This is a genomic window from Salipaludibacillus keqinensis (genome assembly GCF_003226325.1).
Taxonomy (GTDB): Bacteria; Bacillota; Bacilli; order Bacillales; family Salisediminibacteriaceae; genus Salipaludibacillus; species Salipaludibacillus keqinensis.
In genome coordinates, this window is sequence record NZ_PDOD01000002.1 from 1026887 (window position 1) to 1053560 (window position 26674).

Consider the following 26674-nt stretch of genomic DNA (forward strand, 5'->3'; position numbering starts at 1 on the left):
CAATCATTACTCTAAGTTAGCGTGATACTCCCAGAGACTAGGCATATCAATATTTTGTTCGCGAATTAGCATTAATGCTAACGAATCACCTAATAATAGCAAACTTTGTTCAAATAAACTCGTCATGGGCTGAACGGACGGAATTTCATTAGGTAATTGTAGTTTGGTACTAACCGGGATCCTTACAAAATGATCCGAATACGCCTTCATTGAACAGTCAGGATTAGCCCCAATGTGAGCAACTCTAGCATTATATTTCTTTGCTTTTTCAGCAATAATTAATGGGAATGCAGACTCACCACTACCTGAACCGACTATTAATAAATCTTTATCTGTAATGGCCGGTTCTGTGATTTGCCCCACCACATAAGTTTTAACACCGAGATGTGCCAATCGCTTAGCTACCGCTTCTAATGAAAGCAGCACTCTTCCGACACCTACAAAAAATACTTTATCCGCTTGTTTAATCTCGGTTAATAACCTCTCTACGCTTTCACTATCAATCTGCCCCAATGTATTTGAAATTTCTGCTTTGATTTCATTTTGAACGTCGTTGTAATTCATTATTTTACTGCCTCCTCTTTATTAAGCCCTTTGGAAATTTGTTCTTCCATGATTTGTTTATTTTCAGCCAGGCTTCTATTTTTAATGAATAAGCTTGTACTTCCTGCAACTAAGATATCCGCTCCAGCTTCAACTAAGCCTGGAATAGTTTCCAAGGAAACTCTGCCATCTACCTCGATTTTGGTATTTAAGCCTTTCTCTTTAATGAGCTGGTTTAGATCTTTTACTTTTTGAACAGCATACGGTATTTGCTTTTCGTTCTTATTTGTTGCAAACCCAGGATTGATTAGCATTAACAACACCGTGTCGCATTGAGGTAATATATACTCCAAAGCTGACAATGGCGTTGAAGGAGTCAATGCGACACCTACTTTTGTTCCGCTTTCTTTAATTAAGTTCACATAACGATCAATATGAACGCTGGTTTCTAAATGGAAGGAAATTTGTTCCACACCTATATCAATCATCTCTTGAATAAAAAATTCATTATCATTGACCATTAAGTGAACATCGAAATCTATATCTGTAATTTTTCTCAATTGTTTAACTGTATCGATACCTAAAGGCATACTCGGACTAAAAGCACCGTCTATGATATCAATGTGTAAAGTGTCTATTCCTTCTCTTTCAATCTCCTTCACACTTTTTTCTAAATTACATAGATCCGAACTCATAATGGACGGAGCAATAGTTATTTCCCTTTTCTGCATGTTACTGCCTCCTTGTGCTTTTTTTCAAAAGTTTAAAAGTATAATAGCAATTATTTCTTAATTTTCATGTTCTTTACCATTTTCGGCTTGCATCTTTTTATGTTACATATAATACTTTCCCCGATAGAGTTAAGCTTTTTACAACAGGTTTAATTTAATAAATTCGAGTGGTAAGTCTTTCATCGGACTAAAAGATTCGTAAATGACATTTACGCATACCCCCTAATTCCATTTGCTTGTTTGTGCATTTATATGCTGTTTTTTAAAGTATAAAGCGTTTACTTTAAAAAGTAAACAACTTTTTGCGCTTATTTACGTTTTATTTTGCGTTTATTTGCATGTTTGTGTTAATTTTTGCGTATTCGTCTTTGATTGTGATAACATTAAATATAAATTAGATAATTGTAAAGGGTGAAAATGACTTGCTAAAACAAGAGCGGCAACAGAAAATATTAAATATCTTAAATGATGAACAAAAGGTGATTGCTAGTGATCTAAGCCAACGACTTTCCGTTTCAGAAGATACAATACGCAGAGACTTAAAAGAACTTGATAAAAAGGATTTAATACGGAGAGTACACAGCGGAGCATTGAGAGTAGGCCCACCAGTAGTAGACTTTTATACAAGGCAGCAAGTAAAGAGTGAAATTAAAATGGATTTGGCCAATAAGGCATTAGAATTTGTGAAGGAAAACATGGTCTTATTAATAGATGGAGGAACTACAAATTTACACTTCGTAAATCAGCTGCCTTTAACGTTAAAAGCAACAGTCATTACAAACAGTCCGCCAATTGCCATGGCGTTAAAAAATCATAACCATATTGAAGTCATCATGATCGGAGGGACTTTATTCAAAGAATCCATGGTAAACTTAGGGATTGAAACGGTGGAATCCTTAAATAATATGAGGGCTGACTTGTACTTAATGGGCATTCATAAAATCGATGCTAACATTGGAATTAGTTTACCCAATTTAGCTGAAGCTGCTGTTAAAAGAAAAATGGCAGCTATATCAAATGAGATACTAGCTATGGTCACATCTGATAAATTAAATACTTTTTCGAATCACATTGTTTCCCCTTCAAACGTCTTAACTTATTTAATTACAGATAATATTCAACCAGATGTTATAAGATTATACGAAAGTCAACAAATATCTGTAATCACTGAATAATCACACTGGAGGAATAAACCAAACAACAGCACGGTGTTGTTTGGTTTATTTATTTTGTACTTATAAATACGGTTAAATCTATAAGAAAAACCGGAGTATTCATTCATTGTATACTTGGACGGTGAGTACAAAGAAAGAGATTTTGAGGTGGAGTTTTGCGAAGCCGTAGAAACCTTTGAGGTAGAGACAGACACTATTACGTTCAAACGAATAAACAGCGTTCAGGCTGTCACCCTCCTGCATAAAGGGCCCTACAATCAGCTAGGTGAAGCCTATGCCTACGTATTCAAATGGATTCAAGACAACGAAGAAGATTAACTCACAGAATTGCAAGTACCCGTTGAGAAAAAATGAATAAACTAAGTTTCGCCCCTTTCTGAGCACAGAAAGGGCTTTTAAGAATGAATGGGGGGACCCTAAAACTTGGTAAATATCGGATATTAAAAGAGGTAGCTATTGTCTTTGTTACTTCTCCCTTTTCCCATGGAATGAATTTGAAAAAGTTCGGCTTTCAGTCATTAGGCTAAGCCCTCTCCCAACCGAGCTATCAATAAAACTTAAGCTAACTTAATGAGCACATACCCCACAATAAAAAAACGACACAACTCCTCGTTAAGACGAAGAACCGCGTCGTTATACACATTATGTATGGTGGAGCATAGCGGGCTCGAACCGCTGACCTCTTGGCTGCCAGCCAAGCGCTCTCCCAGCTGAGCTAATGCCCCATAAACCATTTGTGAAGAATGTTACTCACAATTTAAAATTATATATAGAAATGTGTCGAAAGGCAAGAGGTTTTGCGAAATTTGTTTACATTTAAAAAATAATAAACAATATGTACCATACGAAGCCTGCAACAACGGCTGCGATAAAGCCTGAAATCACGTTTTCTTTAATGACTTTTTTATGTTTAATTGCATCGAAAATAATCCATCCGATGAACATGGTAATGGCGAAAACAACTGCTTGGAACATGGCCTTTCCTCCTTCACTTGTCCTATCGTACCAAAATTGTGAATGAATTGCATTATGTTTTGACCATAATGAAGGAGAGAACCGTTTGAAAGGAAGAAGATCATGTTCCGAGAAGCATTGTTATCAGAAATATACGGAAAAAAGATGATGTTAATAAAAGTGGTCTTAGGAATTTTCTTGTTTGTCGTAATGATTGGGTTCATCATGCACGAAATCGAGCCGAACGTTTTTCCTGACGTGTTCTCAGGAATATGGTGGACGGTCGTGACCATTTCTACAGTAGGGTATGGTGATTATGTCCCTGAAAGTTTACTTGGGCGAGTGTTAGGAATGTTACTAATTCTTACAGGGATCGCAATTTTTTCTTTTTTCGTTACGAATCTAGCTGCTTCCACGCTCGTGATCAAAGAGCAACGTGAGAAAGGGTTAGGGTCTTTCAAAAATAGTGGACATTTGCTCGTTATCGGATGGAATGAGCGAAGTAGAATGCTCATTCGTGAAACCCATCGACTTTATCCTTATAAAGAAATCGTCTTAATCGATGAAACGCTCCCTAAACTCCCTCATGAATATAAATCCGTTCGTTTTATCAAAGGGAGTCCTAGAGAAGACGAAGCCTTGGTCCGTGGAAACATTAAAGATGCAGAAACCGTCGTGATCACAGCTAACCTTCATGTGGAAGAAAGGTTGGCCGATGCTAACACCATTTTGACATTGATATCGATGAAAGGTTTAAACCCCAACCTTTATTGTATTGCAGAAATCATTACACAAGATCAACTGAAAAATGCTAAAAGAGCCGGAGCAGACGAGGTCATAGAAGCTTCTTTTCACGTCAGTTTGCTCTTGATGAATGCATCTCTCTATCACGGGTTAACAGATGTCATTGCGCAAATGCTTGATCACTCTCAAAAAGATCATCTTTGTATCCACTCTTTACCTGATACCCTTGTTGGGAAAACATTTGCCGATGCCACTGAAAAGGAAAATAGCCGGGAAAAATTTTTGCTCGGTGTTAGACGTAGGACTGAAACGATTCTTCATCCTGCTGATGACTTTTTCTTAAAAGAAGATGACGAACTCATTTATGTGAAACGATAGTGCTAATTACGTGGAGAGATTTCCACATCATTTAAAATAATTTGTTCCAATTCACGAACATAGTCCTGTCCAGATTGGATCCATTCCTTAGGAAATTCCGCATCTGGATCTTGAGGTTCAGAAAACTGATTCAGCAAAGGATTGGGATCATGGACCTCATCGTCCAGTCCCCGTTGATACTTGTGTGCTAACAAGAAAGGTCGTCCAAGCGTGACATGGACCCCTTTCACATCCAATTCCTCACCTTCCACCGCTTCAAAGGGGAGCCTTACAAACAAATAACTTCCATTATCCTCCATCTGATAATCAAAGTATCCATGATCATACTCCCATCCTCCGCCAATCACATAACCGATCGGCTTCAGTTTTTTCTCTAAGTCATACAATTTGAACGTTTGATTTTCTAGTCGTGATGGCACCTCAATCATGATCTATTCCTCCCTGATATTATTCAAGTAGGATTAGTTTTCCCAAATTAAATGAGCTTATGAATTCATTCGCTTTTGGTCAAATCATGCATGCGAAATAAAAAAAGCACGCCTCATTCACATGAGACGTGCTCGGATCGATTACTTTTCTTCTAAACGCTTTTCTAATTCAGCTTTTTGCTTTTCAAAACCAGGCTTTCCTAGTAAAGCAAACATGTTCTTTTTGTATGCTTCTACGCCAGGCTGATCAAATGGATTCACCCCTAATAAGTATCCGCTGATCGCACACGCTTTCTCAAAGAAATAGATCAACTGACCGAAATGATATTCATTGAGCTCAGGTATTTCAATGATGAGGTTTGGTACGCCTCCATCAAGGTGAGCTAGCAATGTTCCTTCGTATGCCTTGTCATTAACGAATCCCATCGTTTTTCCAGCTAAGTAGTTTAAGCCGTCCAAATCAGTTTCCGCTTTCTCGATCGTCATTTCTTCTTTGGCATTTCCAACATGAAGAACCGTTTCAAAAAGGTCACGACGTCCATCTTGGACATATTGACCTAATGAATGCAAGTCCGTGGAGAAATCAGCCGCTGCTGGGAAAATCCCTTTACCGTCTTTTCCTTCACTCTCGCCATAAAGCTGCTTCCACCATTCACCTACGTAATGTAAGGCAGGCTCATAGTTCACCATCAATTCAACGAGTTTTCCTTTGTTATAAAGAGCATTTCTAACTGCTGCATATTGGTAAGCTTCATTGTTCGCTAATTCAGGAGAGCTGTAAGTATCGCGAGCATCGGCCGCTCCTTTCATCATCGCTTCAATGTCAAGGCCAGCAGCTGCAATTGGAAGCAATCCTACCGCTGTGAAAATAGAGAAACGCCCGCCCACATCGTCAGGAATGATAAAGGATTCATAGCCTTCTTCATTGGCTAATTGCTTAAGAGCTCCTTTTTCCTTGTCTGTCGTAGCATAAATACGCTTACGAGCTTCTTCTACTCCGTATTTATTCTCTACATACTCACGAAGAATTCGAAAGGCAATAGCCGGTTCTGTCGTTGTTCCAGACTTTGAAATCACGTTTAAGGAAACATCTTTTCCTTCAATGACTTCAAGAAGGTGACGAGCATACGTGGAACTAATATTGTTTCCAATATAGAAAATTTGCGGAGTTTTGCGATCTTCTTTATCTAACTCGTTATAAAACGTGTGAGTTAACGCTTCTATCGCCGCTCTCGCTCCTAAGTAAGAGCCGCCAATCCCAATGACGATCAGCACATCAGAGTCAGATTTGATCTTGTCTGCCGACTTTTGGATCCGGGAAAATTCTTCTTTATCATAATTTACCGGTAAATCTACCCATCCTAAAAACTCACTACCTGCGCCCGTTCCGTTGTGAAGAGCGTCGTGAGCAGATTTCACTGTCTCTGCCATATAATCTACTTCATGTTGTGCCAAAAATGATGAAGCTTTTGAATAATCAAATGAAAGGGTCTTTGTCATAATTGATCTCCTCCGTATATTTAACTTCTTCCACTCTTCACTTTATTAAAACGAATGACAAGAATCAAGTAAACCTCCGTATGTAAACGATTGCAATTGTGAACTTTTTCTGAAATGAGTATTTACAAGCCAAACAAATCCCGGGGAAACAATTTATTCCATATTTTCAACGAACATTTCGATATAAAAAACCGGAAGATGAATATCTCCCGGAATAAATGTAGATTATAACGATGCCTTTAGAATAGCTAACACATCGTCTTTATTTAATTTATTAAAGTTCCCAAACTCTCCGTTAATCATCGCTTTATCAGCAATAACATCCAGTTGACTGTCATCAATATCATAATCAGCCAATCGGCTTGGAGCACCTAAAGATGTCCAAAATTCTTCCAGCTTTTGAATGCCTTCTTCGGCTATTTGCTGGCTAGATTTTCCTTCAGGGTCAACTCCCCAGACTCGTGTGGCCAATTGAACTAATTTATCTTCTCCTTGGTTCAGGTGATGCCTCATCCATTGTGGGAATAAAATCGCCAAACCTCCTGCGTGAGGAATATCGTAAACAGCAGACACTGCGTGTTCGATGTTATGAGACGCCCAGTCTCCTCGTGTCCCCATTTGCAACGTTCCGTTTAACGCAATGGTCCCTGAATAAAGAACTGTTTCACGACGCTCAACATCGTCTAAATTATTTACTAATTCAGGACCTGCTTCGATTACCGTATGCAAAACTGCTTCACACATTCTTTCCTGAAGTGGCGTATTTTCCTGAACATGGAAGTATTGTTCTAGCACGTGTGTCATCATGTCGACAATTCCATAAATAGTATGATCTTTTGGAACCGATAATGTATTTTCCGGATCTAGGATTGAGAATTTAGGAAATACTAAAGGACTTCCCCATCCATATTTTTCATGCGTTTCCCAATTTGTAATAACCGATCCTGCATTCATTTCCGATCCCGTTGCAGCAAGGGTAAGAATCGTACCAAAAGGCAAAGCGTCTTTTGGGGTCTCTTTTTTCGTTACAAGGTCCCAAGCATCTCCATCATATTTCGCACCTGCTGCGATGGCTTTCGTACAATCAATGACACTTCCACCTCCGACAGCTAAAATCACATCGATGTCTTTCTCTTTACATATCTCTACACCACGACGAACACTTGAAAGTCGTGGATTAGGCTCCACACCTTCTAGTTCTGAGATGAAAAAATTATGAGCTTTCAATAACGAAATCACTTCATCGTAAAGGCCATTTCGCTTAATGCTTCCTCCACCATAAACGAGCAGAACTTTTTGACCAAAAGGCTTAAGCTGCTCTACTAGTTGTTCTTGAACTTGACCTTGACCAAAAATCAATTTAGTTGGATTTTGATAAATAAATCGATCCATAAATATCTTACTCCTTTCAACTGTTTGTTCGGTTGCCATGTATATTATCTCTTATAGGTTTGCTAAAAAGCAAAAGATTGGATTTTAATTAAGCTGTTGATTTTATGATGCGATAGACTAAAACCTTTTCAACCGTTAAAAATTTATATTCAGCTGGATATTCGCAAGAAAAATCCTTGAGTTATATAGGATTCAAAGAATTTATCGCTATATCTTTTCAGTTTATGAATAATTTTAGTTTACTTTCATCATTCTAAAGGGAGAAGCAGCTTTGCTTCGATGATGACTAATTTACCCCTTATAAGGAGGTGAGGAGCGCATGAACGGAATTCAAAGAACAGCTTTAGTATTAACCATTATCGGTGCTGTGAATTGGGGATTAATAGGTTTCTTCCGATTTGATCTCGTAGCAGCGATGTTTGGAGGTCAAGCAGCTGGATTTTCTCGCTTCATTTATGCCCTCGTAGGATTGGCAGGGTTATATTGTATCTCGCTATTGTTTAAGCCATCAGAAGAATATGAGAGAAGCCCTGAACCACAAAGGTAATTTCGGTTCCCTTTATCGGCTTCTAGTCCATTCTAATGAAACCATTCGAATGTTTCCATGAACCAATATGGCTTAACACAATCTCAGAAGACGAAAGAAAAGAGGTAGCCCCTGGGGAGCTACCTCTTTATCGTTTCAGAAAAGCTGAAAACCAATTATTTTTTGATGCGCTTGTTTAAATCAGCTTGAATTTCGTTAGATTGCTTTAACCAATCTTTCAACTTATCTTCAAGCGTGTTAAACCCTTGTGCTTGGCTTTGTTGTCCGCCACCAGCACGCTTGTTTCCACCACCGCCGCCACGAGGAGCTCCGCCTTGTGGACGAGGACGCTCTGTGCGCTCTGGCTTAGGTTGCGTTTCTTTAATGGAAAGAGAAATCTTACCTGACTCTTCATCCACAGAAAGAACTTTTACTTTCACTTGATCTCCAACAGTTAATTGCTCGTTAATATCTTTAACGTACCCGTGAGCAATGTGTGAAATGTGAACAAGTCCTTGCTTCTTCTCATCTAACGCAACAAAGGCACCAAATGGCTTAATTCCAGTTACTTTTCCTTCAACGATACTTCCTACTTCATATTGACCTGACATGAAAACAACTCCTAATTATTTATTAACTGTGTAATTATAACACAGGTTTCTACACATGACAAAAAAATTATCAAGCTTCTTTAAATTTAATTTTTCTTGACATGCGTCATCTTCAGATTTATATTATAACAATTGCCTTAATAGAGGAGGTTACTTACTTATGCCACAAAAAACGGATCAGTGGACATCGAAATTAGGATTTATTTTAGCAGCTGCTGGCTCAGCTATAGGATTAGGAGCCATTTGGAAACTTCCATATGTTGCCGGAACAAGTGGGGGAGGCGCATTTTTTGTCATCTTTTTATTATTTACCATTTTATTAGGCCTCCCGTTATTGTTAGCAGAATTTACAGTCGGTCGCCATACGCAAAAAGAAGCGATCTCAGCCTATCGGACCATAGCCCCCGGCAGTAAATGGCACTGGATAGGAAAACTAGGTGTATGTACTTCTTTCCTATTATTGTCTTTCTACAGTGTTGTAGGGGGATGGATAGTCGTTTACTTGTATCGAGCATTTACGTTAAATATCAACGGAATGTCACCAGATGAATTCGGAGCGATGTTTGAGAATACCATTGCTAATCCTTACTTGGCTGTCTTTGCCCATCTAATTTTCATTTTAATGACGATTCTCGTCGTTCAAGGTGGTGTCCAGAAGGGAATTGAAAGGTCTTCCAAATGGATGATGCCAGCATTGTTTGTCTTGTTTATTCTTATCGTTATCCGCTCTCTTACATTGGATGGCGCTGCAGAGGGAGTCCGGTTCTTCTTATTACCCGACTTCTCATCTATGACAGGGGATACGATATTATATGCTTTAGGTCAGGCTTTCTTTTCACTAAGCCTTGGAGTTTCAATCATGGTTACGTACAGTTCTTATTTGAAATCAAAAGAAAGCTTACCGAAATCAGCCGTTTCCATCGTAGGGTTGACCATTTTCATTTCCCTGTTAGCAGGGTTAGCTATTTTCCCAGCTGTATTTGCTTTTGGATTAGAGCCAACGGAAGGGCCGCCTTTACTATTTATAGTTCTTCCAGCAGTGTTTAGCAGTATTCCTTTAGGGAATTTGTTCTTTATCTTATTTATGGCTTTGCTGTTATTTGCTACCTTAACGTCTGCCTTTTCTTTACTTGAAATGGTCGTAGCATCCATGACAAAAAATGACCCAACTAAACGAAAAAAATCAGCTTGGATCGCTGGTATGCTAATCTTTATGATGGGCATTCCATCAGCTCTATCTTATGGTGTTCTTTCTGACCCGTATTTTTTCGGACTAACATTTTTTGATTTTCTTGACTTTGTCGTCAGTAACATCCTTTTACCGATAGGAGCCTTGCTTATTGCGATCTTTGTACCTCTGAAAATCAATAAGAAAACCCTCGCCGCAGAGATTCAGCAAGGGTCTTCGATTAAGATGTTCTGGTTTAACATTTGGTTTGTCTTAGTGAAGTATATTATCCCAATCGCCATAGTATTCGCATTCTTACATGTTTTAGGGATTATTTAGGACAAAATGACCCGGTCATGTATAGAATGATCAACAATGGCTAAAATATCAACTATACAACCTAGTATTCCCCCTTTTGTTAAGGGCCCCATGAAAAGGGGCTCTTTTTTCTATGCTCGTTTTCGCTTTATTAAAAACTCGCCCATTCTGTCTACGGCCTCTTCTAATTGGCTCATTGATGCGGCATACGAACAACGAATGTGCCCTTCACCGCCTTCACCAAATACATGGCCTGGCACGACAGCCACTCTTTGTTCCAACAGCAGTTGTTCAGCAAATTGTTCTGAAGAAAGGTTAGTATCTGTTATCGATGGAAAGGCATAAAAAGCTCCTCCAGGTGTATGACACGTTAAGCCAATTTCCCTTAAAGACTTCACAAAATAATTTCTTCTCTGACGGTAACTCATGATCATTTCTTCCATTTCATCCCGACCGTTCGTTATCGCTTCCAGTGCAGCATACTGAGCCATGGTTGAAGCACACATCATCGAGTATTGATGAATCTTTAACATCGCTTTCGCATACGTTGCCGGCGCTGTGACATAACCAATTCTCCAGCCGGTCATAGCAAATGCTTTCGAAAAGCCAGAAATAAGGATAGTACGCTCTCGCATACCTGCAATAGCTGGCACACTAATATGCTCGTCATCATACGTTAATTCCGCATAAATTTCGTCTGATAGTACAACCAAATTATGTTTTAATACGACTTGAGCAATCTGTTTTAATCCCGCTTCTCCCATGACCGCTCCCGTAGGGTTATTGGGGAACGAAAGCATAATCGCTTTAGTCTTTTCTGTTATTCTTGCTTCCACATCTTGGGCCACTACTTCAAAATTCGTTTCAATCGACGTGGGAATAGGAACGGGAATGCCTCCAACTAATGAGACGAGTGGTGCATAAGAAACAAAGCAGGGTTCAGCAATTAATACTTCATCCCCTGGGTTTAAAATGGCTCTCAAAGCTAAATCGATTCCTTCGCTTGCTCCAACTGTCACAACTACTTCATCTTTAGGGTCATAAGAGACTTGGAACCTCCTCTCTAAATACCTAGAGATCGCTTCTCGAAGTTCTATTAGCCCTGCATTGGCTGTATAGGAAGTGACACCACGCTCAAGAGAATGAATACTTGCTTCGCGGACATTCCAAGGTGTAGCGTAATCCGGTTCACCTACGCCTAATGAAATAATATTATCCATGGACGAAGCTAAATCAAAAAAGCGACGAATACCAGATGGTTGAATTCGGTTTACTGCGTCTGATAATTGAGGTTGATGGTCTAACTTCACCGACGTCATGGAGACACCACCATCCTGTGATCTCCTTCGTCATCCTCACCAAACACGACGCCATCATGCTTATATTTCTTTAATTGGAAATGACTTGTCGTTGAGATAACAGAATCCAACGTGGACAGCTTTTCAGAAACAAAATTGGCAATCTCAGACATGGACCTTCCTTCAATCACGACTGATAAATCATACGTACCTGACATAAGGTAAAGTGCCTTCACTTCTTTAAATCGATAAATTCTTTCAGCGACTTCATCAAACCCCACTCCTCTTTTAGGAGTGACTTTCACATCAATCATCGCAGTCACTGCCTCTGACACATTGACTTTTGTCCAATCAATAATCGCTGAGTAACCAAGAATGATTTTCCTTTTCTCTAAGGATCTCAACATCTCGGATACATCATCTAGAGAAGTATCCAGCATTTTCGCTAACTTGTCTTCAGACATTCTACCTTCTTTTTCAATCAATAATAGTAATTCTTGCTCTTTATCATTCATGTGATTTCGCGCCTCCTGCTCTGACTATAATTCCTGTTTTAATTTATACGTAAAGGGAATTCTAATCATGTGGTTCAACTTACTAGGATAATTGTTGATTTCACTATATTCTACACGAGGTTGACTCTTCATACTAGGTGTAACTTGAACGGAAAGGAGAATTATTTTATGACAAGTAATAATAACCCCCATGTGCATGATTACCAGCATGTCGCTATTCTATTAGTGGACATGATTAGCGATTATGATTTTGTAGATGGTGAGAAACTTTTTAAACATACGGTGCCTGCAGCTGAGAACTTAGCGGAATTGAAAAAGAAAGCTCAGCAACTAGAAATCCCCGTCTTGTATGTAAATGACAATTATGGGAAATGGCAATCCGATTTCCCCGGAATTGTCGATGAGATGCGTCAGTCAGAACGGGGAAAAAAGATTGTTGATTTGCTTGAACCCGTTGAAACAGACTATTTCATTCTAAAGCCTCAATATTCTGCGTTTTTCATGACTCCACTAGAGTTACTGCTCGAGTATTTAAATGTAAAGTCCTTGATTATTGCAGGGGTTGCTGGCAATATGTGTGTTCACTTCACTGCAAATGATGCATTTATGAGAGACTACAAATTATATATTCCATCGGATTGTGTCGCTTCAAACTCTAGCGAAGAAAATGATGAAGCCCTTCACTTGATGGAACGGGTCTTAAAAGCCGATACTACTCCCTCAACGAAATTAGATCTTGAAAAGATAAAATATGAATGGCGAAACGAATCTAACTAATGAAAAATTGAATATTCTGTCTTTAATTGTCGGACTTTACGGAATTTCATGAATGCGCTATAATTAACACCATATTAATAGTGTTAAGATATAACTTTGCCATATCTACCACTGATTTATAATGCTTTGTTTTGGAAACCTTTCCTTAAACAAGCAAAGACCTCGAGACGAGGGTTCTCGAGGTCCTACTTTCTTTTTTCCCCTTATGCTAAACGGAATACAATGCCGTGACCGCCTTTAGGATATTCCCACTTGATGTTTTGGTGAGGACATCCAATCCGGCAGCTGCCGCACTCGTGACATCCTTCATATCCTACAAACATTCTATCGCCTTCCCACTTATACACTTCAGCAGGACAAAAGATCGTACAATCCTTATCTGGACATTGTGTCGCGCACACTTGATGATCCAACACTTCCAAATGTGACTTCTGATCACAGTTAAATCGAAGTAAATATTGCTTATCTTCCAATGTTTTTGCCATATTACTTCACCGCCTTCCATGCTTTATACATGTCTTTTGCTAATCCAATTTTCCCACGGCCGGCTGTCATTTTCGCAATGATTTTCTTTTGTTTATCCCACTTCGGTGTCCCATCAACCGTAAAGAACGTGTTCATCGCTTGGTTCATTAATGGTACATATTCTTGGAAATATTGCGGGTTCTCTTCGAACGTATGAGCTGCATCTTTGTATTTCTTTAAATCTTTTCCGATAAAGCTATCATAGATTTCCGTGCGATATGAATCGAGAGATCGTTCAGAGAAGTCGCCCGTTTCTTTTGCTTTCGCTATCGTCTCAGCTGCAATCTTACCGGAGGACATGGCCATGTTAGACCCTTCTCGATGAATAGCATTAACAAATTGAGCTGCATCTCCTGTGACGATGACACCATCTCCAACAAGTTTTGGTACGGTATTGTACCCACCTTCAGGGATGAGGTGAGCTAAATATTCCAGTGTTTCTCCTCCTTCTACATACGGCTGAATCATCGGATGATTTTTCACATGCTCTAATAAATCATATGGTTTTAACTTCTTTTTTATCATGGAGGAGAGCGTTGTACCGACACCGACGTTAATACTATCTTTATTCGTATAGATAAAACCTGTTCCTAATAACCCGTGTGTAGCATCCCCAAACATTTCAACAGAGACCCCTTGATTGTTTTGAACATTAAATCGTTCGTTAATCGTTTTTGAAGGGAGCTTCAATACTTCCATAACCGTTAACGCTACTTCATTTGGCTTCCATTCTTTATGGAATCCCAGTTGTTTTGCAAGTAACGAGTTGACTCCGTCGGCTAATACAACTACATCTGCATACACATCACCATCAGGGCGATCCGTCCTTACTCCTACCACTTTCCCGTCCTCGACAATACACTCGGTGACGACCGTTTCGTTAATCAACAAAGCTCCTTGTTCCACTGCTTTTTCTGCAAACCATTTATCGAATTTAGCCCGGAGCACAGTGAAGTTATTGTAAGGTTCTTTCGCCCATTCGAGACCTTTATAACTCGTTGTAACCATAGATTCCTTATCTAAAAACCAGAATCGCTGTTCTACCACTGGTCGTTCAATGGGTGCTTCATGCCAAAATTCAGGAATGATCTCTTCTAGCTGCTTCCGATAAAGGATCCCCCCCATCACGTTCTTAGACCCTGGGTACTCCCCTCTTTCAATTAATAATACTTTTAATCCTTTCTGTGCTGCAGTATATGCGCAACTCGTTCCTGCTGGACCAGCTCCTACAACAATCACATCAAATTTCTCAGACATCGGCTGTCACTCCCCCTGCTTTTTCGCCTTTTAACGCTTTGCGAAATTCCTCTGTTAGCATTGGTACTATTTCAAAAGCATCTGCAACAATTCCATAGTGAGCTGCATTGAATATGGCTGCTTCTGGATCATTATTAATAGCAATAATCATTTCTGAATTTTGCATACCCACCACATGTTGCACAGCTCCTGAGATCCCAATGGCAAAATAGATTTTCGGTGTGACGGTTAATCCTGTTTGTCCGACTTGATGATCGTGTCCACAAAGTCCTGCTTCAACTAAGTCACGGCTCGCACCCACGGTGGCATTTAAAACATCAGCTAATTCCTTCACCATGGCGAACCCTTTTTCATCTTTAATCCCTTTACCTGCCGCGACAATCACATCCGCATCTTCTAGGTTCACTGCTTTATTCATATCTCTGACGATTTCAAGTACTTTAGTGCGGAGGTCTTCTTCTTTAATCGAAATTTTTTCTTCAATGATTTCACCTTTTCGTGTATGATCAGGCTCCGGTTTAGGCATAACCTTTGGCCGGACAGTTGCCATTTGTGGGCGGTGCTTTTTACACAAAATGGTCGCCATGATATTTCCGCCAAAAGCTGGTCGACTAGCTTCAAAAAGACGCTTTTCTACGTTGACATCTAGTAACGTCGTATCTGCTGTCAGTCCCGTCATGACCTCTGTTGCAACAGCACTTGCCAAGTCTTTGCCGTTGGAGGTCGCTCCATAAATGAATATTTCCGGCTTGTATTTACGAACGAGATCCCCAACAGCTGTCATATGGGTCTCAGTTCGGTACTTCTCTAATACAGGATCATCAATGACATACACTTTATCCGCTCCATAGGCGAATAATTCTTTTGCTGAATCTTTCACATTGTGCCCTAGCAATACCCCGCACAAGTCTACTTCCAATTTATCAGCTAAATCTCTTCCTGCCCCTAATAGTTCCAAACCAACGTCAATAATTTGCCCCTCTTGTTGCTCGATAAACACCCACACGCCTCTGTATTCCTCTAAGTTCATGATTTTTCCCCACCTTTCACACCAAACAACTCACGCTTTTCGTATGTGACAGACAAAAGTTTCTCCACTTGTTCTTTTGTAGATCCTTCAATCATTTCGGCCCCTGAACTTTTTTCTGGCGGCCACATTTTCCCTACGATTGTTGGAGATCCCTTTAAACCTAATTGTTTAATATCTACGTCATTTAAATCGTCTACTGTCCAAACAATCGGTTCGTAACGTGCAGCTCTCATCATATTTGGTAGTGGTGAATAGGAAACTTCATTCATTTCTTTCTCAATTGTTAACAAACACGGTAGAGAAGTTTGTATCAATTCATAACCATTTTCAATCTTTCTACGTACTTTCATGAGCTTTTTGTCTAGATCCACTTCTTCTACCTTGATGACATTCGTCAAAGGAGGAATTCCCATTCTTCTTGCAATACCTGGTCCAGTTTGCCCCGTGTCTCCGTCAATCGCATGCTTTCCGCAAAGAACTAATTCAATTCCTTCTTCTTCTTTGAGCTTTTCTATCGCTTTAAACAAGGCATAACTTGTCGCCAGCGTATCCGCTCCAGCAAAACGACGGTCCGAAATCAAATATCCTTCATCCGCACCGATTTCAATACACTTACGAATCGCTAACCTCGCTTGCGGCGGTCCCATGGATAGGACAATGATCTTTCCACCGTGCTCTTTCCTCAGCCGAACAGCTTCTTCCACTGCATGGGCATCGTAAGGATTCAAGATAGTTGGCGCACTGGAACGATCCAGTGTGTTCGTTTTCGGATTTACTTTAATGATCTTCGTATCAGGTACTTGTTTAATACAGACTAGAATATTCATTTGTTCCCCACCCTCTTTCATTCATCTTGATTAACTCCATTAGTCTTTTAGAATAGATTAGTCGCCTTACTATCATCTAAGCTTCACAGATGTTTGAGAAAATTCCCCTTTTCTCATTTTCATAGCTTCATAAACTCACAGCAAATCAAACTAATTTCAACAGTTACCTGCAGAAAAGTTTGTTCAATCATTCACGAACATAGGTGCAAAAACGATCAGCAATTTACGAATCGCTTCATACCATTCTTTTCTTCCATCTGTTCATCTCTATTGCTGTAGATTTTTCCTATATTTTATTTAACAAGGATTATCTTACCTATAAAAAGATCCAATCTTTTTGATGTTTCCATTCGATAATTCAGCTTTCCTCCCTTCGTCAATTCTTGTCAGTAGAAAAACTTCCAGTGAAGTGGATCTTTATAAACATTTTAAACAAAAAGGTCTGAAAGCGTTTCCTTAGTTTATTTATACCAAATTTCACGAAGGGTAACAACCTCAAATTCATCAATTCACGAAAAAGTCAAACTTTTTAAACTTTTTAATATTAATAGTGTGTTTATATTGCGATCCCTTAAGTAAGTTGTCCTTTTAAAAGGTCGGACTGAGTCGTTATTGAATTTACTAACTTTTTAATTGGGTTTGCTTATTTATAATTATTTCAATATGCCGATAGAACAGTGAAATTTTCCAATAGAAGGTCGTTTTTCGCCTATAGAGACCTGCATTTCGCTGATAGACACACGATTTTCACCGATAGACGCACATGCCCCTCCTCATTCAGACAAAAAAACGACAGATAATATTCTGTCGTTCAACTTATAATTATGCACCACTGTCTTTAGCCAATTCTTTTTTATTAAATAGTAGGATCGTCGATACCATCATAACGACCATCAAAGCAACAGTAGCCCCCATGCTTAACCAAAATCCTTCATCCGCTTCTCCTACGAAAAACAACGAATAGCTGTGACTTGAGAGCATGCCTGGTGACCACATCATTAGTTCAGGAACATACATGCTTAATATACTTAATAATAGAGCTGTGCCGAGTGATCCAAAAGCCACAAGGGCTGAACTATTAAACAAAGCACTAAGACATAATACAAGGGTCATGACGAATGAGATCCACACAGCATAAACCAACGCTCCGCTCAGTACGTGACTCATGGGTACCTGGTCTATAAGAAGAAACGTGTAATATACCGCTGCGCTAAACCCAATAACATAGGAACCTAACGTTAGCATTAATATATGAACCCACTTAGCCGTTAAGTAGCTTGAGTAAGAAACAGGTTTCACTAACACCATAATATGCGTCCCGCTTGTCTTCTCAGTAGCAACGGTTCCCATAAAAGCTAGGACAAGAACGAGAAAGCCTATTTGACTGAATTGACCCAATGTACCTGCTAACACCTCTGCTCCAGTGGGCAATGGAATGTCCATCACGGCACCTTCGGGAAGTCCGCCAAAATTTTCTATAATATCTGCAAAGTAGTAAGAGGTAATCGGCTGCATCACTCCTAATACAATAAATACAATGGGGAGCCACAGCCATTTGAAATTTCTTAACGACTCTGTCCACTCTTTTTTGAAGAGAACCATCCACTGTCTCATCATGAAATCACCTTCATAAACAAATCTTCTAGAGAGGTCTTGGCTACTTCAAATTTCACCAGTTTCAATTCATGTAAATGCTCATCCTTCAAGAGGTTTGCACGAGCTTTTTCCATATTATCAACGGTGATCATTAATCTATGATGATCCAGCTCCCAATCAACAACCCAGTCTTGCTCCTTTAATGTATGCAACCACTCCTCAGGAGACTTTTCCGTTTCTAGGAAAAACGCAGGTTTCTGATGCGTTTGTTGAAGTTCTCTCAAGCTACCTTCAATGACCACAGTCCCTTTATTCATAATGAAAATATCGTCGGAAACCTCTTCAGCGTCATGTAGAACATGTGTAGAAAACAGAATAGACGTGTGTGTTTTCAACCTTTTCATTAATTCAAGCACTTCTCTTCTACCGATGGGGTCTAAAGCTGAAACCGGTTCATCTAAAATGATTAATTTTGGACTATGGACTAATGCCTGAGCGATCCCCAGTCTTTGTTTCATCCCTCCTGAGTATCCTGAGATTCTCTTTTTTCCGTCGTCTTGTAACCCTATCAGTTCCAACATTTCACTAGCACTGATTTTTGCTTGTTTCTTAGGTAAACCTGCGAGCTCAGCCGCAAAAATCAAATATTCTTCCCCTGACATCCAGCCGAAAAATTTAGGGTATTGGGGTAAGTAACCGAGATAGTTTCTTCGATCTCCTTCGTAAGCTGCATCAAATTGAATGGTTCCTTCTGTCGGTTTCATGAGACCAGTCAGCATATTCAATGTTGTCGTTTTCCCTGCACCGTTCGGACCTAAGAGAGCAGTACAAGCTCCTTCGCGGACAGATAAATTTAGTTGTTTAACAGCTTCAGTATCGTTGAACCGTTTCCCTAACGAGGAAGTTTCAATTAAACTCATTAATTACTCCTCCTGCCAAAAATAAAATAGAGTATCGGTCCGATCAAATTGATAAAAAGAATCACTATGATCCATATCCATTTAGGTCCATTCGTCTGATTCTGTTTGAGACAGTCGACTAACGCGACCACCATTAGAATAAATTGCAACACAATAATTGGAGCTACAAGAGCCCAGTTAATATTTTGCATTGCTTCTGTTAACTCATTCATTTTCCTCTCCTCCTTTTCGTTTTTGTTCAGGGATGAGGACTGTTGAAAGTGTTCGTTTTCTGTCATTCAGTGATGATTGCTGACTATATTTTTGAAGTAATTCCCGGTACTCCAAAATGAATTTCCTGTATTCTTCGTCATTCAAATACAAATCTAATTGGTGATAACCAAAACCATCGTCTTCAAAATTCACGTCTCCGTCTAAATATTCTTCAAATTGTTTCAAAATCATTGCAAAATACGTCATGAAATATCGAATATGATCATCTTTACTAATCTGTTCCGCTTCGTCACCTGACATGATCGCACTCTCTTCGTTTAACGTGTACCTCTTCTCTACCGTTCCTCTCACTTGCTTTTCTTCCATGATATGTACGATATCATGCTTTTTCAACATATTTAAATGCCTGTAAAGGGTAGCTTGAGGCACAGTCTCTAAATATTCGACCATTTCTTGGACGGTCATCGATTGCCGTGCTAAAGCTTGTAAAATCTTCATGCGAATGGGGTGAAGGATCGCATCAGCTTTAGACTCATTCATACATAAAAACCTCCGTTATTATCATATTCGATAATATTATCATATATGATTAAATTTTTGGTGTCTACTGGTAATTATCAATTTTGATAATAATTTTCCGGAGCCATTTTGATGGATTTTTTAATGGTGCATAAGAGAATAACAGGGTCTATATAGACTAATTCCATAGAAAGTGAAACTTCACTACTCTTCCGTCGTAGAAATATGTATAGAAAATATTTGGAGGAATGCATTATGAAAAAAGGTTTACTAACACTTGTTTCAGCCGGAACACTTGTAGCTTTAACAGCCTGTGGTGACATGACCTCAGATGACGGAATGAGTGTTGAAGAAATACTTAATGAATCAATCTCTGCAATGGAATCTTTAGAGTCTTATTCAATGACAATGGATATGCAGCAAGTAATGAACGTGGGAGATGAGGAAGGGATGTCTATCAACTCTTCAAGTACCACGTCTCTATTCTTGGATCCTATCGCTATGAAGCAAACAACTGAAATGAATATGGGAGACATGGGCTTGGGGGAAGAAGCAGTCATGGAGTACTTGACTTATTTCACGGAGGAAGATGGCTTTTTTGTTGAAGATCCGACCACAGGTGATTGGATAAAGTTACCTGAAAGTTTTATGGATGAGATATTAGCTATGTCTGATGCGCAAATGAGTCCGGAAGACCAACTGAAACCCTTTAAAGAATATATTTCTGACTTATCTATCGAGACAACAGATGATTCTTACTTGATTACCCTAACAGGCGAAGGCATCGATATGGATGAATTCATGGCGGAGATGAATGGTATGGGCATGGAAAATATGGATCCGATGATGAGTGAGATGATGGGCGACATTGATGTAGAAGCATTGAATTATGAAATAACCATAGATAAAGAATCTTTTTATCAAACTGAATCGACAATTGAAATGACCATGAATATGGATATGATGGGTGAATCCATGACTACAGAACAAACAGTGGATATGGTGTTAACAGACTTTAACGAAGTAGATCCAATTGAAGTCCCGCAAGACGTTCTAGATAATGCCAAAGAAATGTCTGAGGAAGAGATGATGGGTGCAGGACAATAAAAGCTAAACGCGCAAACACCTTTAAAGTTGCTTCGAAAAAACTTGAGTTCGTATAGCACGTGGATTTATTCTTATAGCGCGTGATTTGCATTTTATAGCGCATACATTCGTTACTATAGCGTGGGAGTTCTGTCTCACAGCGCATACATTCGTTCACATAGCGCGTAAGCCCCTGCCTATAACAAATTTCGACATAGTTCATCCCTTTGCCTCTCCTCCTAAAAAAAGCTGCTCAGCGTTTAACTGAGCAGCTTTCATCATCATTTATAAATTTAACACGAGCACTTTGTCCCTGAGCATGGAATCGATGCTTCGTCCAATCCCTTGCACCCCTTGACCAGAGTTTTTCACACCTAAGAATGGGAAGTGATCCGGTCCGCGAGATGTTTTCCCGTTCACTTGAACCGTACCTACATTTAACTTATCTGCAATGGCAAAGGCATTTTCAATTCTCTTTGTGAAAATACTCGCTTGCAAGCCATATTCATTTCTCTTCTCTAAGCCAATCGCTTCTAATTCGTTCTCAACGCGCATAATAGGCAGCACTGGCCCGAACTGCTCTTTCCATGCAACATCCATATCTTCCGTCACATGATCAAGAACCGTGGCACCAAGTAAGTTTTCTTCTTGAATGCCTTCAGAAACGACAGTAGCTCCTTTTTTCTTTGCATCCTCAATCAATGAAACAACGAAGTCCGCTGATTTCTGATCGATCATCGGCGTAATATTCGCATTTTGATCGGATGTCCCTACAGTCAATTCTGCTACATTTGCTTTGATCTTAGCCACTAACTCATCAGCTACTTTGTCCATGACCATGACCCGTTTGATTGCCGTGCAACGTTGACCTGAATAACTTAAAGCCCCGCCAACAATTTCTTTTGCTGCCTTATCCAAATCTGCATCTTCTAATACAATGGCTGGATCTTTTCCACCTAACTCTAGAACAACAGGAATCATTGAAGCTTTTTTCGCGATGTGTTGTCCCGTGCTCGTTCCGCCAGTGAACGTGATCATGTCGACTTTTGGATGGGTCACAACATAGTCTCCAATTATTGATCCTCGCCCTGTTACAACATTTAATACTCCTTTTGGTAAACCAGCTTTCACAAGTGCTTCTACCATTAACAACCCACTGATTGCTCCTTGAGTTGCCGGCTTGAAGACGACCGTATTTCCTGTAATTAATGCAGGTGCAATTTTTGATGCTGCTAAGTTCACCGGATAGTTAAAAGGAGAGATCGCTAGAACCACACCGTGCGGAACTTTTTGAACCATAGCCTTTGTCGATTTGGACGCTCCAGGAAACGCATCACCTTGGATGAAACTTCCGTGAGTACGTAAACCTTCTTCAGCAGTATGACGAATCAATTGTGCCGTACGTTTCACTTCTCCTTTAGCAGAAGAGGGAGTCTTTCCTACTTCTAAATGAATCATCTGACCAATTTCATCTGCCATTTTTTCTAATTCATCCGCCCATCTATGAAGAAGTTCAGAGCGTTCATGCCCTTCTGATGCTTCCCAATTTTCCTGTACAACAGATGTGCTTTGAACAGCTCTGTCTACCTCTTCTTGACTCATAGCCGGTACTTCTCCTACCACTTGTCCATCGTCGGGAGATTTTATCTGAACAGTTTCTCCGCTGTCACTTTCTTTCCACTCATTGTTAAAAAGATATGGATAGATTTTTTGACTTCGTTTTAATTCCATTGTGATCACTCCATTTCTTTAAAGTAAGAAAGCATTTCGCTTTCAATGTTTCTTATTAAAACATGTGAAAACTCTTACAAACAACCCATATGCTCAAAAAAAATCAAATTATTTAAAATATTTGCTTCCGAGCTTAGGTCGAGGTTGGTGATTAACACCAGCAATCACCGTTGCAGCAAAGAAAAATCGGAGCATAACGATGGGAATCTAGTCAAATAAGATTGCTAATGGACAACAATTCAAGTCATCAGCAATCTATAATGATTTGCAGGGAATTCCAATTTGAGAAGAGCTTAATGATTAATCTTTTTAAATGGCGGCCTAATCTTTCTCATCTGGAGAGATATCATGCTTTTCTGTTCGGGGTATGCTAGAGTTAAGGTTCACTGCTTATAATTAGAGCATGAAAGGGAATAAGTAGGTAGTTTCAAGAAAGGAATAGAATCCATGAGAGTAAAGCGTTTATTTAAAAATACTTGGTTTTACGTTGGTCTATTATTAATCATTTTTATATTAATCTGTGTGTTCATATACGGTCTATTAAAACCTTTACCTGATGGGGTCAGCTATGAAGGAGAGCTTCATGCAATCAATAATGCAGCATTTTATTATGATCTTACATATGAGGAAAATAATGAATGGGTCGCCGATCAATCAATCTATGATGAAATACTCCAAGTCATAGATCGAGCAGAAGATTGGTTAATTCTCGACATGTTTTTATTTAATGATTATCATGATCGAGAGATAGATATGCCTGAATTAAGCGGTCAATTAACTGATGCGATTATTCAAAAAAAACAGGATCATCCTGATCTTGAAGTTATTTTTATTACAGATGAATTTAACCTCGGTTATGGTTCTCACTCCTCTAAACATTTAGATGCATTAAAAGAAAATAATGTTCATGTCGTCATCAGTGATTTAACCGAGTTGAGAGATGGAAAACCAATATATTCTACCTTCTATCGAACATTTTTCCAATGGTTTGGACGTGGCGATCGCGGTTGGCTTCCACATCCACTAAGTGATGATGCTCCGTCATTAACAGCTAGATCGTATTTAAAGATGCTCAACTTAAAAGCAAACCATAGAAAACTCGTCGCTACTGAACAAGAGGCGTTTATCACTTCAGCAAATCCTCATGATGGCAGCGGCTACTATAGTAACATTGGATTTAAAGTTGAAGGCGCCGTGATTAAAGATGTGTGGGAAGCGGAAAAAGCTGTAATAGATTTTTCAACTGATGAAGAGATTCCTTTTCCTGAGGAAGATGAATTCATTATTGATGATGTGGAAGGGGACCCTCAACTATACGCTCAGCATCTCACTGAAGGTAAGATTAAAAATCATATCATCGAAGAAATCAATGCAACGGCCCAAGATGAGACAATATATATAGGTATGTATTTACTATCGAAATCTCCAATCATTGATGCGCTCGTGGAAGCATCTCAAAGGCAAGTAGACGTGCGGATCATCTTAGATCCTAATAACTATTCCTTTGGTCAAGAAACAACCGGCCTTCCTAATCGACCTTCTGCGGCTGAAATGTTTGAAAGATCAGATGGTGATATTCAAATTCGCTGGTTCCACACAGAAAAGAATCAATTCCACACCAAGTTAATGTTAATCAGAGGCAACGAAGAATCAGTCATGCTCGGAGGTTCTTCCAACTTCACCCGAAGAAACCTTGATGACTTTAATTTAGACGCCTCTATCAAAATTATCGCTGAAAACGACACAGAACTTGCAATGGATGTTTATGATTATTTTCAGAAGATATGGAACAATGAAGACGACATCCTCTATACGGACACCATAGACGAATATTACGATGATTTAGCTTTATGGAAACGTTTCACGTACCGTTTACAGCGATGGACGTACTTGACAACCTATTAAACAAAAAAAAGCAGTTAAGTAGTTGTATCAGAGTATTCTGAGCTCCTTAACTGTTTTTTTGAATACAAAGACATGTTTGTTGACTGTCTAAATCATTAAAATGTTTTTTGGCAAACGTTTGGTGTCGAATGAATGATTTTCTTGAGACTGTTGCGGAAAAGGATAAAGACCACTAATAAGCCTTCGAGGTTGTATAAAAAGAAAAAGCTTTCCTACAAGTAGGAAAGCTTTGAATGTTTAAAATGGTGAGCCATGAAGGACTCGAACCTTCGACCCTCTGATTAAAAGTCAGATGCTCTACCAACTGAGCTAATGGCTCGCAGCTTATTCAATGAGGTTTACTCATGATGCCTACGGACGAAGCGATTGCTTCGAGGTCTTACCTGTTTCTTCCTCTTTTAGCTTTTCAATGATGACCATGCGTCGAAACAACTCGTAGTAGTTTCATAGATGCTTTGCTCGTCACTGAGCTAATGGCTCGCAGCTTATTCAATGAGGTTTACTCATGATGCTTCGATATCTTACCTGCTTTATAAAATAAGTGGTGACCCGTACGGGATTCGAACCCGTGTTACCGCCGTGAAAGGGCGGTGTCTTAACCACTTGACCAACGGGCCAAAATAAAGTGGCGGAGAAGGAGGGATTTGAACCCTCGCGCCGCTCACGCGACCTACACCCTTAGCAGGGGCGCCCCTTCAGCCACTTGGGTACTTCTCCTTAATGGCTCCACAGGTAGGATTCGAACCTACGACCGATCGGTTAACAGCCGATAGCTCTACCACTGAGCTACTGTGGAATATGGTGGGCCTGAGTGGACTCGAACCACCGACCTCACGCTTATCAGGCGTGCGCTCTAACCAGCTGAGCTACAGGCCCATTAAGGAAAACAAAAAAATGGAGCGGGTGATGGGAATCGAACCCACATCATCAGCTTGGAAGGCTGAGGTTTTACCACTAAACTACACCCGCGAAAAAACAAATATGTAATTAGATATCATCCTACTTCATAAGCTTATTAGGTGTTTCGTCCTATAAACTATAGAATAGATGCTCATGGAGCGGAAAACGGGATTCGAACCCGCGACCCCCACCTTGGCAAGGTGGTGCTCTACCACTGAGCTATTTCCGCATTTAATTGGCAGGGCTAGCAGGATTCGAACCTGCGGGTCACGGAATCAAAATCCGATGCCTTACCGCTTGGCTATAGCCCTTTAATACGTAAAAATGGGGCGGCTGATGGGAATTGAACCCACGAGTGCCGGAATCACAATCCGGTGCGTTAACCACTTCGCCACAACCGCCTCAATATAGATATGGCAGGGGTAGCAGGAATCGAACCCACATCAAAGGTTTTGGAGACCTTCGTTTTACCGTTAAACTATACCCCTAAAAGATGGTGGAGGGGGGCAGATTCGAACTGCCGAACCCGAAGGAGCGGATTTACAGTCCGCCGCGTTTAGCCACTTCGCTACCCCTCCAAAAATATACAAATAAAAAAATGGCGGTCCCGACGGGAATCGAACCCGCGATCTCCTGCGTGACAGGCAGGCATGTTAACCGCTACACCACGGGACCTTGAAGAAAATAATGGCGGAGGAAGAGGGATTCGAACCCCCGCGGGCTTTGACACCCCTGTCGGTTTTCAAGACCGATCCCTTCAGCCAGACTTGGGTATTCCTCCATTATCATTATGGTAGCGGCGGAGGGGATCGAACCCCCGACCTCACGGGTATGAACCGTACGCTCTAGCCAGCTGAGCTACACCGCCACAAAAAAATCTTATGTTATTATAATAAGTATAATTGGTGGAGCCTAGCGGGATCGAACCGCTGACCTCCTGCGTGCAAAGCAGGCGCTCTCCCATCTGAGCTAAGGCCCCATAATAATTGCCCAGCGACGTCCTACTTTCACAGGGGGAGATCCCCCAACTATCATCGGCGCTGGAGAGCTTAACTTCCGTGTTCGGCATGGGAACGGGTGTGACCTCTCCGCGATCGTCACTGGACA

25 protein-coding genes, 16 tRNA genes, 1 rRNA gene and 1 pseudogene are annotated in these 26674 nt (G+C 40.0%); 8 read left to right on the plus strand and 35 right to left on the minus strand.

Annotated elements, in window-relative coordinates; translation table 11 throughout:
• Nucleotides 1-6: 6 nt before the first annotated feature.
• Both hxlB and CR194_RS12200 read right to left on the minus strand, forming a co-directional pair.
• Nucleotides 7-564 (minus strand): 6-phospho-3-hexuloisomerase, encoded by a 558-nt coding sequence (gene hxlB, locus CR194_RS12195; protein WP_110609915.1) that lies wholly within the window; start codon nucleotides 562-564, stop codon nucleotides 7-9.
• Nucleotides 564-1274: a ribulose-phosphate 3-epimerase gene (locus CR194_RS12200; RefSeq protein WP_110609916.1), complete on the minus strand. Its 711-nt coding sequence runs from the start codon at nucleotides 1272-1274 to the stop codon at nucleotides 564-566. Before CR194_RS12200 ends, hxlB begins: the two co-directional genes overlap by 1 nt.
• Before the next feature lie 422 nt (nucleotides 1275-1696).
• Between CR194_RS12200 and CR194_RS12205 the strand changes: the two genes are divergently transcribed.
• A complete protein-coding gene (locus tag CR194_RS12205) occupies nucleotides 1697-2449 on the plus strand; it encodes a DeoR/GlpR family DNA-binding transcription regulator (protein WP_110609917.1) in 753 nt (250 codons plus the stop codon).
• Nucleotides 2450-2551: 102 nt separating this feature from the next.
• A pseudogene (locus tag CR194_RS12210) lies at nucleotides 2552-2767 on the plus strand (GyrI-like domain-containing protein); the annotation flags it as partial.
• Nucleotides 2768-3098: 331 nt separating this feature from the next.
• Here CR194_RS12210 and CR194_RS12215 read toward each other — a convergent pair.
• Together CR194_RS12215 and CR194_RS20415 are read right to left on the minus strand one after the other, a co-directional pair.
• A tRNA-Ala gene (locus tag CR194_RS12215) sits at nucleotides 3099-3174 on the minus strand.
• A 91-nt stretch (nucleotides 3175-3265) separates the two neighbouring features.
• Nucleotides 3266-3424 (minus strand): hypothetical protein, encoded by a 159-nt coding sequence (locus tag CR194_RS20415; RefSeq protein WP_199228169.1) that lies wholly within the window; start codon nucleotides 3422-3424, stop codon nucleotides 3266-3268.
• Between the two features lie 102 nt (nucleotides 3425-3526).
• On the opposite strand from CR194_RS20415, the gene CR194_RS12220 reads away from it, so the two are divergent.
• A complete protein-coding gene (locus tag CR194_RS12220; protein WP_110609919.1) occupies nucleotides 3527-4525 on the plus strand; it encodes a potassium channel family protein in 999 nt (332 codons plus the stop codon).
• Nucleotides 4526-4527: 2 nt separating this feature from the next.
• On the opposite strand, the gene CR194_RS12225 is transcribed toward CR194_RS12220, so the two are convergent.
• From CR194_RS12225 to CR194_RS12235, 3 genes are all read right to left on the minus strand, one after another.
• Complete coding sequence (locus tag CR194_RS12225; RefSeq protein ID WP_110609920.1) at nucleotides 4528-4953, minus strand: YugN-like family protein; 426 nt, start codon at nucleotides 4951-4953, stop codon at nucleotides 4528-4530.
• A 141-nt stretch (nucleotides 4954-5094) separates the two neighbouring features.
• Nucleotides 5095-6453, minus strand: a complete 1359-nt coding sequence (locus CR194_RS12230; RefSeq protein WP_110609921.1) for a glucose-6-phosphate isomerase — start codon at nucleotides 6451-6453, stop codon at nucleotides 5095-5097.
• A gap of 225 nt (nucleotides 6454-6678) precedes the next feature.
• Nucleotides 6679-7845: an iron-containing alcohol dehydrogenase gene (locus CR194_RS12235; RefSeq protein ID WP_110609922.1), complete on the minus strand. Its 1167-nt coding sequence runs from the start codon at nucleotides 7843-7845 to the stop codon at nucleotides 6679-6681.
• A gap of 319 nt (nucleotides 7846-8164) precedes the next feature.
• On the opposite strand from CR194_RS12235, the gene CR194_RS12240 reads away from it, so the two are divergent.
• On the plus strand, nucleotides 8165-8392 hold the full coding sequence (locus CR194_RS12240) for a DUF378 domain-containing protein (RefSeq protein ID WP_110609923.1): 228 nt from the start codon (nucleotides 8165-8167) through the stop codon (nucleotides 8390-8392).
• Nucleotides 8393-8547: 155 nt separating this feature from the next.
• Here CR194_RS12240 and yugI read toward each other — a convergent pair whose 3' ends face one another.
• Nucleotides 8548-8982 carry a S1 domain-containing post-transcriptional regulator GSP13 gene (gene yugI / locus CR194_RS12245; protein WP_110609924.1) on the minus strand — a complete coding sequence of 145 codons (435 nt, stop codon included), beginning with the start codon at nucleotides 8980-8982 and terminating at the stop codon, nucleotides 8548-8550.
• Between the two features lie 160 nt (nucleotides 8983-9142).
• Here yugI and CR194_RS12250 point away from each other — a divergent pair, with 160 nt between their 5' ends.
• On the plus strand, nucleotides 9143-10489 hold the full coding sequence (locus tag CR194_RS12250; protein WP_110609925.1) for a sodium-dependent transporter: 1347 nt from the start codon (nucleotides 9143-9145) through the stop codon (nucleotides 10487-10489).
• A 110-nt stretch (nucleotides 10490-10599) separates the two neighbouring features.
• On the opposite strand, the gene CR194_RS12255 is transcribed toward CR194_RS12250, so the two are convergent.
• On the minus strand, nucleotides 10600-11787 hold the full coding sequence (locus tag CR194_RS12255; RefSeq protein ID WP_110609926.1) for an aminotransferase: 1188 nt from the start codon (nucleotides 11785-11787) through the stop codon (nucleotides 10600-10602).
• Entirely contained in the window at nucleotides 11784-12281 is a 498-nt protein-coding gene (locus CR194_RS12260; RefSeq protein WP_110609927.1) for an Lrp/AsnC family transcriptional regulator, read from the minus strand. The genes CR194_RS12255 and CR194_RS12260 overlap by 4 nt, the downstream gene beginning before the upstream one ends.
• A 168-nt stretch (nucleotides 12282-12449) precedes the next feature.
• On the opposite strand from CR194_RS12260, the gene CR194_RS12265 reads away from it, so the two are divergent.
• Nucleotides 12450-13058: an isochorismatase family cysteine hydrolase gene (locus CR194_RS12265; protein ID WP_110609928.1), complete on the plus strand. Its 609-nt coding sequence runs from the start codon at nucleotides 12450-12452 to the stop codon at nucleotides 13056-13058.
• Between the two features lie 203 nt (nucleotides 13059-13261).
• On the opposite strand, the gene CR194_RS12270 is transcribed toward CR194_RS12265, so the two are convergent.
• From CR194_RS12270 to CR194_RS12305, 8 genes are all read right to left on the minus strand, one after another.
• Complete coding sequence (locus CR194_RS12270) at nucleotides 13262-13543, minus strand: ferredoxin family protein (RefSeq protein ID WP_110609929.1); 282 nt, start codon at nucleotides 13541-13543, stop codon at nucleotides 13262-13264.
• A gap of 1 nt (nucleotide 13544) precedes the next feature.
• The gene (locus tag CR194_RS12275) at nucleotides 13545-14840 is read right to left on the minus strand and encodes an FAD-dependent oxidoreductase (RefSeq protein ID WP_110609930.1); all 1296 of its coding nucleotides are present in this window, start codon (nucleotides 14838-14840) and stop codon (nucleotides 13545-13547) included.
• A complete protein-coding gene (locus tag CR194_RS12280) occupies nucleotides 14833-15870 on the minus strand; it encodes an electron transfer flavoprotein subunit alpha/FixB family protein (RefSeq protein ID WP_110609931.1) in 1038 nt (345 codons plus the stop codon). The genes CR194_RS12275 and CR194_RS12280 overlap by 8 nt, the downstream gene beginning before the upstream one ends.
• A complete protein-coding gene (locus CR194_RS12285; RefSeq protein ID WP_110610013.1) occupies nucleotides 15867-16697 on the minus strand; it encodes an electron transfer flavoprotein subunit beta/FixA family protein in 831 nt (276 codons plus the stop codon). Before CR194_RS12285 ends, CR194_RS12280 begins: the two co-directional genes overlap by 4 nt.
• Before the next feature lie 822 nt (nucleotides 16698-17519).
• On the minus strand, nucleotides 17520-18311 hold the full coding sequence (locus CR194_RS12290; RefSeq protein ID WP_110609932.1) for an ABC transporter permease: 792 nt from the start codon (nucleotides 18309-18311) through the stop codon (nucleotides 17520-17522).
• On the minus strand, nucleotides 18311-19213 hold the full coding sequence (locus CR194_RS12295; protein WP_110609933.1) for an ABC transporter ATP-binding protein: 903 nt from the start codon (nucleotides 19211-19213) through the stop codon (nucleotides 18311-18313). Before CR194_RS12295 ends, CR194_RS12290 begins: the two co-directional genes overlap by 1 nt.
• Nucleotides 19213-19425, minus strand: coding sequence for a PLD nuclease N-terminal domain-containing protein (locus CR194_RS12300; protein ID WP_233254336.1), 213 nt, complete (start codon nucleotides 19423-19425; stop codon nucleotides 19213-19215). Before CR194_RS12300 ends, CR194_RS12295 begins: the two co-directional genes overlap by 1 nt.
• A complete protein-coding gene (locus tag CR194_RS12305; protein ID WP_110609934.1) occupies nucleotides 19418-19966 on the minus strand; it encodes a helix-turn-helix domain-containing protein in 549 nt (182 codons plus the stop codon). Before CR194_RS12305 ends, CR194_RS12300 begins: the two co-directional genes overlap by 8 nt.
• Nucleotides 19967-20200: 234 nt before the next feature.
• Between CR194_RS12305 and CR194_RS12310 the strand changes: the two genes are divergently transcribed.
• Nucleotides 20201-21052 (plus strand): DUF6612 family protein, encoded by an 852-nt coding sequence (locus CR194_RS12310; RefSeq protein ID WP_110609935.1) that lies wholly within the window; start codon nucleotides 20201-20203, stop codon nucleotides 21050-21052.
• A 264-nt stretch (nucleotides 21053-21316) separates the two neighbouring features.
• Here the strand turns inward: CR194_RS12310 and CR194_RS12315 are convergent, their stop codons facing one another.
• Complete coding sequence (locus tag CR194_RS12315; RefSeq protein ID WP_110609936.1) at nucleotides 21317-22762, minus strand: NADP-dependent glyceraldehyde-3-phosphate dehydrogenase; 1446 nt, start codon at nucleotides 22760-22762, stop codon at nucleotides 21317-21319.
• 447 nt (nucleotides 22763-23209) lie between these two features.
• Here CR194_RS12315 and CR194_RS12320 point away from each other — a divergent pair, with 447 nt between their 5' ends.
• The gene (locus CR194_RS12320; RefSeq protein ID WP_110609937.1) at nucleotides 23210-24667 is read left to right on the plus strand and encodes a phospholipase D family protein; all 1458 of its coding nucleotides are present in this window, start codon (nucleotides 23210-23212) and stop codon (nucleotides 24665-24667) included.
• A gap of 243 nt (nucleotides 24668-24910) precedes the next feature.
• On the opposite strand, the gene CR194_RS12325 is transcribed toward CR194_RS12320, so the two are convergent.
• The 16 genes from CR194_RS12325 to rrf form a co-directional block, all read right to left on the minus strand.
• Nucleotides 24911-24986 (minus strand) — tRNA-Lys (locus CR194_RS12325).
• A 223-nt stretch (nucleotides 24987-25209) separates the two neighbouring features.
• Nucleotides 25210-25284: transfer RNA gene (locus CR194_RS12330), tRNA-Glu, on the minus strand.
• A gap of 9 nt (nucleotides 25285-25293) precedes the next feature.
• Nucleotides 25294-25384: transfer RNA gene (locus CR194_RS12335), tRNA-Ser, on the minus strand.
• A 4-nt stretch (nucleotides 25385-25388) separates the two neighbouring features.
• Nucleotides 25389-25463 (minus strand) — tRNA-Asn (locus CR194_RS12340).
• Nucleotides 25464-25466: 3 nt separating this feature from the next.
• Nucleotides 25467-25543 (minus strand) — tRNA-Ile (locus tag CR194_RS12345).
• A gap of 19 nt (nucleotides 25544-25562) precedes the next feature.
• Nucleotides 25563-25636 (minus strand) — tRNA-Gly (locus CR194_RS12350).
• A gap of 85 nt (nucleotides 25637-25721) precedes the next feature.
• A tRNA-Gly gene (locus CR194_RS12355) sits at nucleotides 25722-25796 on the minus strand.
• A 7-nt stretch (nucleotides 25797-25803) separates the two neighbouring features.
• Nucleotides 25804-25878: transfer RNA gene (locus CR194_RS12360), tRNA-Gln, on the minus strand.
• Between the two features lie 14 nt (nucleotides 25879-25892).
• Nucleotides 25893-25968 (minus strand) — tRNA-His (locus CR194_RS12365).
• A gap of 13 nt (nucleotides 25969-25981) precedes the next feature.
• Nucleotides 25982-26055 (minus strand) — tRNA-Trp (locus CR194_RS12370).
• A 6-nt stretch (nucleotides 26056-26061) separates the two neighbouring features.
• Nucleotides 26062-26145: transfer RNA gene (locus CR194_RS12375), tRNA-Tyr, on the minus strand.
• Between the two features lie 21 nt (nucleotides 26146-26166).
• Nucleotides 26167-26242: transfer RNA gene (locus tag CR194_RS12380), tRNA-Asp, on the minus strand.
• Between the two features lie 13 nt (nucleotides 26243-26255).
• Nucleotides 26256-26348: transfer RNA gene (locus CR194_RS12385), tRNA-Ser, on the minus strand.
• Nucleotides 26349-26358: 10 nt separating this feature from the next.
• A tRNA-Met gene (locus CR194_RS12390) sits at nucleotides 26359-26435 on the minus strand.
• Nucleotides 26436-26470: 35 nt separating this feature from the next.
• Nucleotides 26471-26546: transfer RNA gene (locus tag CR194_RS12395), tRNA-Ala, on the minus strand.
• A 9-nt stretch (nucleotides 26547-26555) separates the two neighbouring features.
• Nucleotides 26556-26672 (minus strand): 5S ribosomal RNA (gene rrf, locus CR194_RS12400).
• Nucleotides 26673-26674 lie beyond the last annotated feature (2 nt).

What these genes read in the sequence shown, in the direction of transcription:
- hxlB (WP_110609915.1), bottom strand. Translation starts at nt 564, where the DNA reads ATGAATTACAACGACGTTCAAAATGAAATCAAAGCAGAAATTTCAAAT.
- CR194_RS12200 (WP_110609916.1), bottom strand. Translation starts at nt 1,274, where the DNA reads ATGCAGAAAAGGGAAATAACTATTGCTCCGTCCATTATGAGTTCGGAT.
- CR194_RS20415 (WP_199228169.1), bottom strand. Translation starts at nt 3,424, where the DNA reads ATGTTCCAAGCAGTTGTTTTCGCCATTACCATGTTCATCGGATGGATT.
- CR194_RS12220 (WP_110609919.1), top strand. Translation starts at nt 3,527, where the DNA reads ATGTTCCGAGAAGCATTGTTATCAGAAATATACGGAAAAAAGATGATG.
- CR194_RS12225 (WP_110609920.1), bottom strand. Translation starts at nt 4,953, where the DNA reads ATGATTGAGGTGCCATCACGACTAGAAAATCAAACGTTCAAATTGTAT.
- CR194_RS12230 (WP_110609921.1), bottom strand. Translation starts at nt 6,453, where the DNA reads ATGACAAAGACCCTTTCATTTGATTATTCAAAAGCTTCATCATTTTTG.
- CR194_RS12235 (WP_110609922.1), bottom strand. Translation starts at nt 7,845, where the DNA reads ATGGATCGATTTATTTATCAAAATCCAACTAAATTGATTTTTGGTCAA.
- CR194_RS12240 (WP_110609923.1), top strand. Translation starts at nt 8,165, where the DNA reads ATGAACGGAATTCAAAGAACAGCTTTAGTATTAACCATTATCGGTGCT.
- yugI (WP_110609924.1), bottom strand. Translation starts at nt 8,982, where the DNA reads ATGTCAGGTCAATATGAAGTAGGAAGTATCGTTGAAGGAAAAGTAACT.
- CR194_RS12250 (WP_110609925.1), top strand. Translation starts at nt 9,143, where the DNA reads ATGCCACAAAAAACGGATCAGTGGACATCGAAATTAGGATTTATTTTA.
- CR194_RS12255 (WP_110609926.1), bottom strand. Translation starts at nt 11,787, where the DNA reads ATGACGTCGGTGAAGTTAGACCATCAACCTCAATTATCAGACGCAGTA.
- CR194_RS12260 (WP_110609927.1), bottom strand. Translation starts at nt 12,281, where the DNA reads ATGAATGATAAAGAGCAAGAATTACTATTATTGATTGAAAAAGAAGGT.
- CR194_RS12265 (WP_110609928.1), top strand. Translation starts at nt 12,450, where the DNA reads ATGACAAGTAATAATAACCCCCATGTGCATGATTACCAGCATGTCGCT.
- CR194_RS12270 (WP_110609929.1), bottom strand. Translation starts at nt 13,543, where the DNA reads ATGGCAAAAACATTGGAAGATAAGCAATATTTACTTCGATTTAACTGT.
- CR194_RS12275 (WP_110609930.1), bottom strand. Translation starts at nt 14,840, where the DNA reads ATGTCTGAGAAATTTGATGTGATTGTTGTAGGAGCTGGTCCAGCAGGA.
- CR194_RS12280 (WP_110609931.1), bottom strand. Translation starts at nt 15,870, where the DNA reads ATGAACTTAGAGGAATACAGAGGCGTGTGGGTGTTTATCGAGCAACAA.
- CR194_RS12285 (WP_110610013.1), bottom strand. Translation starts at nt 16,697, where the DNA reads ATGAATATTCTAGTCTGTATTAAACAAGTACCTGATACGAAGATCATT.
- CR194_RS12290 (WP_110609932.1), bottom strand. Translation starts at nt 18,311, where the DNA reads ATGAGACAGTGGATGGTTCTCTTCAAAAAAGAGTGGACAGAGTCGTTA.
- CR194_RS12295 (WP_110609933.1), bottom strand. Translation starts at nt 19,213, where the DNA reads ATGAGTTTAATTGAAACTTCCTCGTTAGGGAAACGGTTCAACGATACT.
- CR194_RS12300 (WP_233254336.1), bottom strand. Translation starts at nt 19,425, where the DNA reads ATGAATGAGTTAACAGAAGCAATGCAAAATATTAACTGGGCTCTTGTA.
- CR194_RS12305 (WP_110609934.1), bottom strand. Translation starts at nt 19,966, where the DNA reads ATGAATGAGTCTAAAGCTGATGCGATCCTTCACCCCATTCGCATGAAG.
- CR194_RS12310 (WP_110609935.1), top strand. Translation starts at nt 20,201, where the DNA reads ATGAAAAAAGGTTTACTAACACTTGTTTCAGCCGGAACACTTGTAGCT.
- CR194_RS12315 (WP_110609936.1), bottom strand. Translation starts at nt 22,762, where the DNA reads ATGGAATTAAAACGAAGTCAAAAAATCTATCCATATCTTTTTAACAAT.
- CR194_RS12320 (WP_110609937.1), top strand. Translation starts at nt 23,210, where the DNA reads ATGAGAGTAAAGCGTTTATTTAAAAATACTTGGTTTTACGTTGGTCTA.